Origin of the sequence: Dictyobacter vulcani (assembly GCF_008974265.1) — a bacterium.
Classification (GTDB): domain Bacteria; phylum Chloroflexota; class Ktedonobacteria; order Ktedonobacterales; family Ktedonobacteraceae; genus Dictyobacter; species Dictyobacter vulcani.
Genome location: NZ_BKZW01000001.1, coordinates 2,917,484 through 2,929,692 on the forward strand (window position 1 = coordinate 2,917,484; position 12,209 = coordinate 2,929,692).

General features: G+C 46.5%; 11 protein-coding genes and 1 tRNA gene. 4 read left to right on the forward strand and 8 right to left on the reverse strand.

Annotation, left to right across the window (positions count from 1 at the left end; all coding sequences use genetic code 11):
- Positions 1-14: 14 nt before the first annotated feature.
- The 6 genes from KDW_RS12255 to KDW_RS12280 all read right to left on the reverse strand — a co-directional run bounded on the left by KDW_RS12255 (position 15) and on the right by KDW_RS12280 (position 5,392).
- Positions 15-1,484, reverse strand: a complete 1,470-nt coding sequence (locus KDW_RS12255; protein ID WP_151756219.1) for a glycosyltransferase family protein — start codon at positions 1,482-1,484, stop codon at positions 15-17.
- Between the two features lie 29 nt (positions 1,485-1,513).
- Entirely contained in the window at positions 1,514-2,224 is a 711-nt protein-coding gene (locus KDW_RS12260) for a glycosyltransferase family 2 protein (RefSeq protein WP_151756220.1), read from the reverse strand.
- A complete protein-coding gene (locus tag KDW_RS12265; RefSeq protein WP_151756221.1) occupies positions 2,221-3,576 on the reverse strand; it encodes a lipopolysaccharide biosynthesis protein in 1,356 nt (451 codons plus the stop codon). Before KDW_RS12265 ends, KDW_RS12260 begins: the two co-directional genes overlap by 4 nt.
- A 65-nt stretch (positions 3,577-3,641) precedes the next feature.
- A complete protein-coding gene (locus KDW_RS12270) occupies positions 3,642-3,950 on the reverse strand; it encodes a hypothetical protein (protein WP_151756222.1) in 309 nt (102 codons plus the stop codon).
- Between the two features lie 257 nt (positions 3,951-4,207).
- Entirely contained in the window at positions 4,208-4,933 is a 726-nt protein-coding gene (locus tag KDW_RS12275) for an RNA polymerase sigma factor (protein ID WP_162005167.1), read from the reverse strand.
- 385 nt (positions 4,934-5,318) lie between these two features.
- Positions 5,319-5,392 (reverse strand) — tRNA-Gln (locus tag KDW_RS12280).
- A 238-nt stretch (positions 5,393-5,630) separates the two neighbouring features.
- Between KDW_RS12280 and mdh the strand changes: the two genes are divergently transcribed.
- A complete protein-coding gene (gene mdh / locus KDW_RS12285) occupies positions 5,631-6,557 on the forward strand; it encodes a malate dehydrogenase (protein WP_151756224.1) in 927 nt (308 codons plus the stop codon).
- 70 nt (positions 6,558-6,627) lie between these two features.
- Here the strand turns inward: mdh and rsmI are convergent, their stop codons facing one another.
- Positions 6,628-7,353, reverse strand: a complete 726-nt coding sequence (gene rsmI, locus KDW_RS12290) for a 16S rRNA (cytidine(1402)-2'-O)-methyltransferase (RefSeq protein WP_151756225.1) — start codon at positions 7,351-7,353, stop codon at positions 6,628-6,630.
- Between the two features lie 31 nt (positions 7,354-7,384).
- On the reverse strand, positions 7,385-8,956 hold the full coding sequence (locus KDW_RS12295; protein WP_162005168.1) for an AMP-dependent synthetase/ligase: 1,572 nt from the start codon (positions 8,954-8,956) through the stop codon (positions 7,385-7,387).
- Positions 8,957-9,650: 694 nt separating this feature from the next.
- Here KDW_RS12295 and KDW_RS12300 point away from each other — a divergent pair.
- From KDW_RS12300 to KDW_RS12310, 3 genes are all read left to right on the forward strand, one after another.
- A complete protein-coding gene (locus KDW_RS12300) occupies positions 9,651-11,033 on the forward strand; it encodes a helix-turn-helix domain-containing protein (protein WP_151756227.1) in 1,383 nt (460 codons plus the stop codon).
- 267 nt (positions 11,034-11,300) lie between these two features.
- The gene (locus tag KDW_RS12305) at positions 11,301-11,507 is read left to right on the forward strand and encodes a hypothetical protein (protein WP_151756228.1); all 207 of its coding nucleotides are present in this window, start codon (positions 11,301-11,303) and stop codon (positions 11,505-11,507) included.
- Between the two features lie 179 nt (positions 11,508-11,686).
- A complete protein-coding gene (locus KDW_RS12310) occupies positions 11,687-12,202 on the forward strand; it encodes a hypothetical protein (protein WP_151756229.1) in 516 nt (171 codons plus the stop codon).
- The last annotated feature ends 7 nt before the right edge of the window (positions 12,203-12,209 follow it).

A 12,209-nucleotide genomic window follows, 5' to 3' on the forward strand; every position in this document is an offset into this window, starting at 1 on the left:
ATTGTAACTGCAGTTTATAACTTTTTCTTTGAGAGGGAGGCAAGAAGCGCCTGATAGTTTTCAAGTAGGAGTAAAGCATAGTTGCGCCAGCCATAACGATGATCCAGCACTGTCGCCTCTTTTTCAGTATGTTTGAACACGCGCTTTGGGGCCAGCAAGAGAGCCTGAACAAGAGAAGAATGACTGTCAGGTGTGTAGAGAATACCTGCATGTGTCGGAAGAAGACCATGAAAGCGAGGTAAATTAGGAGAGATGACGACCCGCTCATACGAATAAAAAAGCATAGCTATAGCTGGTTCGCCAGCGGCCTTGACTTTACAGTAAGGCATGACCACGGCATCGCAAGCGGTCACATAGATCGGTAGATCTTCTGGCCGATATTCAAGAAAGATATGTAATGCGGTATTTAAAGCCGCCCGCTTTACAATATGAGACGCCTCTTTTTTGTCCCGAGGGATTCCGACCAGGAGCAACTGGGGAGATAGAGACGCTGTCGCGGAAGACTTCAGGAGGAGTGCACGCATCTCAGAAAAAGCCTCAATGCATTGCAATACTTCGCGTTGCGTATGCATATGCATCAGGCAGAGATAGACATAATCGGTTCCTGTGGGTATACCAAGCTGGATTTGTGCCAGCGACTTACCAATAGTTGGAGGTAAAACCGCCCGTAGTCCCGGATATGCCAGAAAACACGAACGCTTCCGCCATGGATATTGTTGATAGAACTGTTCTGGCAGGCGTGTCGAAGTATACACAGTATGGCTGCAAGCAAAAATTTTACGCTCAAAAGCACGTCTGGATGCATGTGGTAGCGAGCGCACATTATGCCACCAGCCGCCAGTATCTGTACTGACTACAGCCAGTCCCAGTCGTTGAGCCAGCCAGAGCTTAAACAACAGATGTTGCCGTTGCCAATAATTCAGCTCAAAAGCTCCGGGTCGATAAAAATGCACAATACCAATTGCCGCCTCTGAGTGGGCTCGATGGCGCCAGAGCCAGGAGAAAGGGATATCCGCAACACTGGTATTACAATACACTCCCTGTTTTAATAAAGCCTGCACCTGCCATTCCGCATCCTGATCCTGTGCCTGAACAACCAGCACAAATGGACTATTAGCCAGCCTGGGTGCATGATTGCTCAACATCAATTGTTGTCGGATGCGACCCCAGATATGTGCCTGCTCCATAGCCGCTACAAGTCGCTCGCTGGTCGGTCTATGGGCCAGTGAGAGTAACAGACGATGAATAAATAGCAGCGAGAGCAGTTCTCGTATCTCTGGAAGAAGAGAGCGCACCGTTTGCAACAAAGTGCCGCCCGTCACCTGCTGATAGCGTTCAATATCCGCATACTCAGCCAATATCTCCGAGCGTCCTTGCCAGTAAGCGCGGCCGACCAGGAAAGGGCGCGCCAGGCGTGCGGCCGAAACTCGATGCGCAACCTGTGCGCCCGGATCATACCAGACAGTATAATGTTGCTGCCGCAAGCGTCGACAAAGATCCAGTGCCTCAACATTTATGGGGAATGTAAGCGTTTGGTCAGGAAAGGAGAGAAGCCGCCAACCTGTTGCAAGACCTGTCGCTTAAGCGAAAAACAGCTATTGCTAAAGCTCAGATCATCCGGCAACTGTGTACGCGAATGAAACGGCACATAATAGCCAAAGGTCGGCAGCATATCATAGGTTAACCAGTAAGGTTTATAGGACTCCCAATGAAGATTCACACAGCCCCCAACCGCATCGGCCTGTGTCTCCTCATACGTCGCCAGCAAGCGTTCCAGGAAATACGGATCGACCAGCACATCATCATCCAAAAAGACCAGAATCTCGCCCGACGAGGATGTTATGCCAGTATTGCGTGCATAGGCCAGTCCATTACGTTCTTCCAACAAACAATGAATGCTCCATCGTTCTTCAAGCGAGCGCTGATAGACAGTATTCGCACTCAAATATGTCTGGATAGCATTAAAAGTCCCATCGGAAGAACCATTATCAACCACAATTACCTCAAAATATTGAGCAGGGAGCGACTGACGACGCAGGCTTGCCAGAGCAGCCAGAACCAGATTACGGCGATTATAGGTACAGATAATCACACTGAAGCGAAATGTGGTTCGTGCCTGCTGAGCGACCTCAGATTGTGCTTTTGCGCCAGTACGAAAAGCTCCGGTAGATCTTGTACGGATAGAAATAGGACCGGTATGTGAGAATGAATCGCGGATACTCATCTTTCCTCCCTGTTACACTGGAGTAATGTTTCATGTTGCAGCAGGAGTTTTTTGCAGAGCATAATCGAAACGACAGCAGAAATAATCTGAGCAAGCGTACTGGCAAGAGCAGCCCCAACCATTCCCCAGAAAAAGACTAGAGGAAGAGCCAGCAAAATTTTCAGGCAGGCCACCCCAAGATTAAATTCCTGCTGGATGCGCTGAATACGCTGGATATCCTGATATTGTTGACTGGCCATATGAGTGAGTCCGACCGTCGCAATACTGCCAAAGACGGCCGCGATAAGCAGAATACGTAAAGGCTTCACCATAGGAAGATAAGCGATACCTAGAAAAAACGTCAGAATACCAGGACAGAGCACGATCATCAGCAGGCAGATCGGGACAGCCAGAAAAATAATGTAGCACGAGGTCTTAACAAACGCATCGTATTGATTGAGGTAGCGATGGCGAGGAAGATAACGCACCACCACAGGAAAAATCCATTGAGAAAAGAGCGACGGTGCCAGACCAATCAGCCTTGTACTGATAATTGCACTCAAGGCATAAAATCCCAGGTACTCAGAATTGTACCAGCAAGCCAGTAGCAGTAACTCACTACGCTGCCAGACAATTGCATCGAGTGCAAAATGCAAACGCGAGAGCTGCATATTATGCACCAGACGCTCCTTAAGGAAAATGCCCGGTGCCAGAGCCTGTTTTAATGGGAGAAGATGCATCACACAGATCATTGAAAGTACAAGTGTGATCATATTAGAAAGCGCGCAGGATAAAATAAACGCTTCAATCGGTGTCCTGCTTATCTGAGTCGAGATAAGAGTAAAGAGCAACGTCAATAAATGGCCAAACAGATTAAGCATAATCAGCAGATCAGAGCGCCGCAGACTGCGTAGAGTAATGCCAGCCACGCTACTCAAAAGCAAAGGCAGGGTTGCCAGGCTCGACAGGAGCAGGAGTCCTGGTGTGAAATCATGAAAAATACGAGCCAGTACAAAAGAAAGAAGCAGATAGACCAGGCAATACCATAGAATACTCCAGTGTTGCCGACGCCAGAGAAAATAAAAAATGCCTGCCATCAAGCGTGGCGACTCGCGACTCTGTGTCGCAGCAATCTGGCGGCTCGCCAGGGTAGACATACCGGTTCCCAGGACTGGAATTGTGACCGTAGCCAACCACTGGGCAAACAGATAACTACCAAACATATGCGGCCCCAGGATATGGGCAATCATAATATAAATGCTTACATTAATCAGTACAGAGCCAGCCCGGGCACTATTTGGCCAGACGCGTACATAATTTCGATTCTTAGTAGAATCAGAATGATGCCCAATAATTATACGGGATTGTGCCACCACATACCTCTTCCACCCAGCATACTATAAAAAAGCAATCGTGAACGCCGCTCACTCGCGGCCAGCTAGAAAATGGTCTCTGTATTAAGAAACAAAGCAAAGTCAGGATCCAGTGTGGTTATTTCAGCATCAAATTCATCAGTATCAGCAGAAGGAACAGCCTGGAATAGAAATGTTTCCTGGCTTACTGTGTGTTTGAGGACACGGGTAGCCAGTTCAACCAGAATATCAGGAGATGTAAAAAGCAGTCCAGGCGTATGAGGATTGAGGGCAGTGAGCGACTGCTGTTGCTTTGCTAACCGAAAAACATTCTCTGATGGAACCATTGCCAGCTCAGGATTCAAAGGAGCCAGCCAATCAATTGCATAATCCATGTGTACCAGACCTCCACCTCTTCTACTTTCACCACCGGATACAAGCATAATTGTACCATATTGTATCATGATATGTAATAGAAAGCAGTGTCTGAGGTACTGGATTGGTTATAAGGCTGTTAATATTGGGGAGTTGGTGTTAAGAAGTCAGTGAAATAATAAGGAAGAGGCGGTGCATCGACATTGCGCGTGCAAAAGAAATAAGATGCGCAATGTTCACCGCTCTCTTCTTTGCGTATATAAGTCTGTACTTATCATCAGGCAGCCGACGGCACAAGGCCAATAACAACCCGGGTGGAAACCTCTTCATCATCCATATTAGCTGTGCGCAATATGCGTCTGAGATTTGACAGGGCAGCCTGGATACGTTTCTTTAACGTATTCTCTGAAGTTTGGAGTGTCTGAGACATTTCTGGTAATGTCATGCCATTGTAGTAATGAAGAACAATCACCACTCGCTGCTTTACCGGTAAATTCTCAATAGCCCTGGCCAGATCCCAATCGCGTTCCATACGCCCCTTAAAATCATCTGCCGCCTGAGCCATCATATCGGTCTCTTGTTCGGATAAAGCCTGACGCATAAAAGCAGTTGTACGTGCCACTCGACGTTTAAAACTGATACACTGATTGACCACAATACGCATCAGCCATGGACGAAGTGCTCCTGCTTTGCGCAGATCACTCAGATGATGCCAGGCCTGAATAAGAGCATCTTGCACCACATCCTCGGCAATATCGCGGTCACCGACAATCATCGATGCAGTTCGCAACATAAGAGTGCTATATTGATCAACGATCTCTCCAAATGCCGCGTGGTCGCCCTGAATGGCCCGCGTTACTAATAATTCCTGCTCTAAAACCTCAGCATTATCCTGCGTTTCATCATTATTTTGTGAAGTGGCTTCAGTATTTATATCTGACACCTCTGTACTCTCATCAAGTACCAAGATGGTTTCTTGAGCCTGGGCTGTGGCTGTAGCCATTAGATTTGTCCTCCTGGTAGGGTTTGCTGTACAAACTATATACAGAAATATAACATACAGTATGCATGTGAACAAGGTGTGCCTGCTCATGAATTTGTGCATATATATGGTTTATGAAAACCACTGAACAGGCCAGGCCGACATACGATGCATAAGTACTGAGAGGAAGGAGCCATGAATGAAGGTGAGCGTGCTATAAAGAGCCTGGCAGCATATTTTTTTTAGCAAGCTAGCAGGAAAAAATCGTCAAAAAAAGAAATTTACTGCAGTATCAGGTATATTAAAAGATTGTGCAAACATTATGCATTTGAGGAGGCTATTTTGTTTAGCGAGGGAAAAACACGAAGAAGGCACAAAAAAAGAGAGGTAGCTAACTACCTCTCTTTGGCTGGGGTACAGGGATTCGAACCCCAATTGACTGATCCAGAATCAGCTGTCCTACCGTTGAACGATACCCCAATGTTTTCTTGCTCTCTCTCGAGCGCATAGGTATAATACTCCATCCATTGATGGATGTCAAGAGCTTTTTAGCGATTTATTAAAAATTGGAAAAATTCATCTAAATGATTGCCATTGAGGTCCATTTAGGCATACAATAACGGTAGAATGCTGATAGATACAGCGTCCAAAGTATTTTTGAGCAATCGCTATTGATTGTAAATACACATAAAACGCGAATAGATGAAAGGATACGTCAATGCGGAGTAAGATCACCGTAGTTGGAGCCGGTTTTGTGGGGAGTACGCTGGTACAGCGTATAGCAGAGCGAGACTATGCCGATGTCGTCATGTTCGACATCGTTCCTAATATGCCACAAGGCAAGGCTCTCGATATGCTCCAGGCCGGTCCTGTGCTTGGTTATGATACATTAATTACTGGTACCAATGACTACGCCGATACAGCGGATTCAGATATTGTGGTAATTACCTCAGGATTTCCCCGCAAACCTGGCATGAGTCGTGACGATTTATTGAAGAAAAACCAGGAAATCGTCTCACAGGTAACCGAGCAGATCGTAAAATACTCACCCAACACTATCCTGATTGTTGTGACCAATCCATTAGATGCGATGGCCCAGGTAGCCTTAAAGGTCAGTGGCTTCCCTCGTGAGCGCGTACTGGGTATGGCAGGTGTACTGGATACATCACGTTTCCGTACATTTATTGCCCAGGAGCTGAATGCTTCCGTGCGTGATGTGCAGGCCTATGTATTAGGTGGTCATGGTGACACCATGGTACCCCTCTCCCGGCTCTGTACTGTTGCTGGAGTACCGATAACTGAACTATTGCCAGCGGAGCGCATCGAACAGATTGTACAGCGCACACGAGATGGTGGAGCAGAGATAGTCAAACTGCTGGGTAATGGTAGTGCTTATTTCGCGCCCTCGGCATCAGCGCTACAGATGATCGATTCTATTATTCTCGACAAAAAGATGATTATGCCCTGTGCTATTTATCTGCAAGGCGAGTATGGTCTCAAAAACCTGTTTGTTGGAGTACCAGCCAAACTAGGTGCTAAAGGTCTGGAGCAGGTGATTGAAGTAGAGCTCCAGGAGCATGAGCGGACCCAACTCCAGAAATCAGCAGATGCAGTCAAAGAACTGGTAGAAGTTCTGGGTATCTAACCACTAATCCCGACTGCATTAGCCAGAGACACAGAGGAGGGATAGAAGCCTGAGCCTTTTATTCTGGTTTCTATTCCTCCTCTTCTTCCTCTTCTTCCAAATCAGGTGCTGGCTTTCCGCGTGTATTTTTGGCGGCCCCCTCAATGACCACGATATATTCACCCTTCAATTTTGTCTGTTGAGGGAGAGCAGCCAGTAACGTCGAAAGCGTCCCCCGCTCCACCTTTTCAAACATCTTGGTAAGATCATTGGCCAGAGCAGCAGGGCGATCCCCAAACACCTCCAGGGCATCCTTCAAAAAGCCATCCAGGCGATAAGGACTCTCATAATAGATCAGCGTATGAGGAGCTTCCCGATCCACTTCAAAAAACTTACGGCGGCCAACCGCTTTACGAGGAGGAAAGCCACGGAACGTGAAACTGTGGACAGGGAGACCTGAAAGAACAAGCGCCATCACAAAAGCCGTCGGGCCAGGAATCATCGTGAAATCCACTTCAGCCTGAATAGCTCGTCGTACCAGCGTAAAGCCAGGATCCGAGATACCAGGAGTCCCCGCATCAGTTACCACCGCAACTGATTGGCCTTGTTTGAGCAGATCCTCAATGCGTTGGCCAGCTCTTTGCTCATTATGCTCATGAAAAGCCATCTGAGGCTTTTGAATATCAAAATGCTTTAGAAGCATACCCGTCTTGCGAGTATCTTCACTGGCCACGATATCAACCGAGCGTAGAATCTCCAATGCTCGCAGTGTAATATCATTAAGATTCCCAATAGGGGTAGCAACTAAATAGAGCATATATGCCTTTCCATTTCTCCCAATCCTTGAATTACGGACGTGCTTTTCCTGACTGACGCAGCTCCGACAATGTATCCAGCACATCAGGACGTTTCACTTTTAGCGTATGGGTACGAGGAAAGTCCTCTTCAGGCCAGACAGTAAAGCCCTTGATCTGTTGATGAGATGCCAGCGACTTATTGGCACCCTGGACAGCCGCCTTTCCCTGATTAGCATCTTCAAGCAAAAGAACCGCATGTACAGTTGAACCCTGATCTTTCTCATTGAGACCAAAGACCACTGCCTCTTTCACCATCGGCTGCTGCTGTAAAACATTCTCAATATCCTCTGGATAGACATTCATGCCATTCGCCAGCACAATCAAATTTTTCTTGCGACCTTTCAGGTACAGATTATGCTGTTTGTCAAGATAGCCCAGATCGCCCGTGGCATACCAGCCATTGCGAAACGCCGCCGCCGTCGCCTCGGGATTATTCCAGTAGCCGAGAGCCACATTGGGGCCGCGCACCTCAATCTCATTATCCTCCCCGATGCGCACCTCAACCCCCGGCAAAGCTTTTCCGACAGACTCGATTGTATGATCATGGCGAGGATTCACCGAAATAACCGGCGAGCATTCCGTCGCCCCATAACCCTGAAGGACACGGAATCCCATGCGTTCCCAGGCATAACCGAGAGCAGGAGGCAAATGTGCACCACCGCTCACAAAAAAATTAAAATGACCACCAAAGCGTTTATGAACCGTAGAGAAGAGGTAGCGGCGCAAAAAGAAAGGTAACCGTCCGGCAACTTTATGCAACAATGCCCATTGCTTTTCTCTCTTCTGACGACGAACCTCACGTTCAATCCCATTCATAAACAATTGTAACGCCTGTGGAACCAGCACCATTCCAGTGATTGATTGTGTAACGAGTAATTTAAATAGTGTATCCGGTGAAAGCGAGCGTGCATAGACCACACTGGCACCTGCATAAAGAATAGCAATCTCAATCGTCATTTCCAGCATATGAGAAAGCGGTAAAATAGAAAGCAGTCGATCCCTGGACGTAATTTGCACCACCTCAACAGAAGCCATAGCATTTGAAACAATATTCTGATGAGAAAGCATAACCCCTTTTGGTTGACCTGTAGTGCCAGACGTAAAAACCAGTTCAGCTAGATCCTGTTCCTCGATTTTTGGTAGTTGAGCTGTATCTAAAGGAGCGGTTGGCAATGCATCAATATCGATGAATGGGAGAGAGTTTGAACGAAGGCTTGTATAATTTTTATGGGTCGTAATAAGAAAAGTTGCATCAGTAATTTCTACCAATCGCTGAAGAAAATCCTCCTTCGTATTTACATCAAGTGGAACGACAACTAAGCCAACCAGGAGTGATCCGAAATAGGCAACTAACCAGTTCGAACAACTGGCAGACCAGATCATTACGCGTTGCCCCTTAGTCAGATTTTGCTGTTGTAGATAGCCAGCAAACAGTTGAACCTGTTCACGTAGCTCCTGATAGGTCAATGTAGCCATCTTATCATCTGCGAGTGGCTCGCTGAGGGCAGGTCGTGTGCTGAAACGATCAGCAGAGCGCATCAATAAAAACGGAATAGTGCTCATATGGAGCTCATACATCCTTTCTCGGAGTCAGCGGTAAACAATTTACACCGTTGTAGGAAAATATCCATGTTTCCCGGGCTGAATAGCATCAGAGAGGCTCTAATGATAGTGCATTATAGAGTAGTTGAGTTCTTTTTACCAGGGTTTACTGGATAATTAATATACAAGATGGAGGAAACCTGGATCATATCCAGGGACTAAATATTCTTATAGTTTTATTAATGCGCAGATTTTGACTCATTTATAGATCGCTTGCTATCTCTTTAAAGTGTGAACTCATGTATTGATATAGTTCGATATAACATCCAATTCAGTGTAGGAAGCATGCAAGTAAACTAAAATTGATTCGCAATAAATGAGTTGTTGATTCAAACAATATTTAATCAGTCTCTGCTTCATTGCTGTCAAAGATTATATAATAAAGCGAGGAAAAAAGTACAATATGGGTTGACTAGAATCGTAGTCTATGATAGACTACGAAATATGAAGTAATATCTAGCTATTTTTCTTATTGTAACATTCAAAATACTTAAAAGACTCTCTATTTTTTGAGAGTTACACATGAGGTAGCAAGAGTGTCACAGTAATGGGTGTGTATAGGAACTTTTTCAGAAAATAGCTGGTTTCCCATCGCTAATATTGAAGCTTCAAAACGAGAACGTTTAACATACTATAGAATTGAAAGGAACAGTTCATGCCATCCCTTGAAACTGCAAATGTAGGGAAGGCTGTTGCCGCAAGAGTCGGTACGAATATTCGCGAGGTTCGTACGAAATTGGGCATGACTCAAGCTCAACTGGCCGCCCCCGAATTTTCCATCTCATACATTTCGGCCATTGAGCGCGGCAAAATACGTCCCTCCTTAAAAGCCCTCTCTATTCTCGCCCGCCGTCTGGATGTTCCACTGACCTTTCTCCTTGAGGGTTCTCCCTCTGGCGCTGCTGAAGCGCGCGCGGTCGGTTATTCACCAGCCGACACCGGTCCAGACCAGCGTGTAGACCTTGAACTGCTGCAAGCCAACGTCCTGGTACAGCAAGGTGATTATCAACTGGCTCAGGCACTCTTGCAACCAATTCAACCTGAACGTGTCACCACCGATCAAGTGTACCGCCTCTATCTATTGCGAGGGCAGGTACATCTGGGCGAAAGTGAATATCAGGATGCCGTGGTTGATCTGCGCACCGCTGTCGCCCAGGGCGAGGCACTAAACGATAGTGAATACATCGAACGGGCTCGTAATCTGCTAGGAAAAGCCTACTTTTTCCTCTATAACTATACTCTGGCTGTGGAAAATCATCTACGCTGCTATACAGCAATTGAAAATGGCCAGATTACAGATCCTGTTTTTTCTTTAGAAGTCTTCAGTAATCTGGCAAATGACTATTTCCGGTTAGGAGACTTAGAGAAAGCCATCACCTATTATCATCGTGCGTTAGAAACGCTAGATGCGCTGAATCGTGATAGCAAAAGCTTTGCAAAGAAATACATGGACATCAGCCAGCACTATAAAACAGTGGGCAAACTGGCGATGGCTCGTGAATACGCGATGCAGAGCCTGGCCATCTATGAGATGCGTGATGAGCAGCGCCTGGTGGGGATGACACACCAGCGTCTCGGCAAAGCTTTAGAGAAACAGCAAGATCTAGATGGTGCTGAAAAGGAATATCGTCAGGCTATCTCCATTGAGCGCGACTTGAACGATGAGATTTCAGCCTCGGTTTGTCACACCGGTCTGGCTGAGCTTTTACTCAAGCGTGGAAAATCCCAGGAAGCCGAAACAGAAGCCCAGGAAGCCTTAAAGTATGCAGAGTCTGGTAGTGATGCACAGACGCAGGGGCAAGCTCTGATTGTGCTGGCCCAGATTCGACATCAGATGGAAGACTATGATGCCGCCGACAAATACTTTAGCCAGGCTCTGGATTTGCTGGATGCTTCCAACGCGCATGAGATCGCAGCCGACGCCTACTTCCGTTATGCCAATTTATTGGAAGAGCGTGGAGACGTCAAACGCAGTCTGACCATCATCAAAAAAGCCTACGAACATCAGCGTCTGGGCAAGCGCGGTGATATCGAATAAGGAAAAAGGATCTCAAGCTAGATTTCTTTTATTCCAATCAGCATAAACTGCGCTTCTGGGAAGGGATACATACAACGGAATCCCTTCCCAGAAGCGCAGTTTATTGCGTCTTGCACGTCTGCAATATACAATGTACGAGAAAACGTGAACCTGAAAGCTTGTTTAGACTGTGTATATGACCTATTCTGGTTCATCTCTGTAGTCTCTGCAGGGAAAGATACAAATATTTAATCTAATAGGAACGGCACCTCGGAGGAATATTCTGCAATGCCATTTACAGCAAATGACCTGAGGTATAGAGCTGAGCAAAGTTATCCATTACTCTATGCATATCTTCATCGAAACGCACAACGCTACCTGGGAGCCTTGAAGTACGACGCTTTCGAAGTTGATACAGTTATCGGGCACGTCGTAGAACAGCTCGTGCGCCTGGGTATTTTAGGGGGAGAAGACCGAACCCCAAAGGTGCATTAGATCAACTTACAGATGCTCAATTCTACGCTTTTCTAAGTCGTAGTGTACGCAATAAAGCCATCGATCGTCTGCGCAAACGACGACTACAGATCAACTCGATCGCCGAAATCGATGGAAATGACGAAGAGGAGGGAGACACAAATCCTCTCAATGATGCAGTCGAGTCATTATGGGGAGAAATGCCCTTCTCGACACCCGAAGCCATTACCGTCCATATCGCCTCACAACGTGAGCTACGCAATATCTTGAAGCACTGCATCACCGTCCTGAGCGCCGCCCCCAACCAGTTACAGGCAGTAATGCAAGAATTACAAGAAGTAGGAGCCGACGATCTGGTGCAGCTATTAGCTGAGGAGTTAGACTTCTCCTTCGCGTCCCCTATAAATCCTCATCTGAGTCAGCACAAAGATCATGCCCACAAAAAATTACGACATTGTTTGCAGCAACAAAGTTCAAATTTGACAGTTACCGTCGCATTGCGTTTAACCATGTATACGACAAAGCATTCTAGCGAAAAGAATATACACGAGGTAGACATTCAGACACTCGCACAAAACGATTTAGCGAATAGTGATGTGAGGAAGGGCTTACAAGAGCTAACTACTGACGGTCTTCTCGATTGGCATGGCGAGGAGAAAGTACAGCTTACCTCAGCCCAATTGAAACGTCTATCCCGTTTCTATAAAGAAGAGTAGAGCCAGG

What these genes read in the sequence shown, in the direction of transcription:
- KDW_RS12300 (WP_151756227.1), top strand. Translation starts at nt 9,651, where the DNA reads ATGCCATCCCTTGAAACTGCAAATGTAGGGAAGGCTGTTGCCGCAAGA.
- KDW_RS12295 (WP_162005168.1), bottom strand. Translation starts at nt 8,956, where the DNA reads ATGAGCACTATTCCGTTTTTATTGATGCGCTCTGCTGATCGTTTCAGC.
- KDW_RS12310 (WP_151756229.1), top strand. Translation starts at nt 11,687, where the DNA reads ATGCCCTTCTCGACACCCGAAGCCATTACCGTCCATATCGCCTCACAA.
- rsmI (WP_151756225.1), bottom strand. Translation starts at nt 7,353, where the DNA reads ATGCTCTATTTAGTTGCTACCCCTATTGGGAATCTTAATGATATTACA.
- KDW_RS12275 (WP_162005167.1), bottom strand. Translation starts at nt 4,933, where the DNA reads ATGGCTACAGCCACAGCCCAGGCTCAAGAAACCATCTTGGTACTTGAT.
- KDW_RS12270 (WP_151756222.1), bottom strand. Translation starts at nt 3,950, where the DNA reads ATGGATTATGCAATTGATTGGCTGGCTCCTTTGAATCCTGAGCTGGCA.
- KDW_RS12305 (WP_151756228.1), top strand. Translation starts at nt 11,301, where the DNA reads ATGCCATTTACAGCAAATGACCTGAGGTATAGAGCTGAGCAAAGTTAT.
- KDW_RS12260 (WP_151756220.1), bottom strand. Translation starts at nt 2,224, where the DNA reads ATGAGTATCCGCGATTCATTCTCACATACCGGTCCTATTTCTATCCGT.
- mdh (WP_151756224.1), top strand. Translation starts at nt 5,631, where the DNA reads ATGCGGAGTAAGATCACCGTAGTTGGAGCCGGTTTTGTGGGGAGTACG.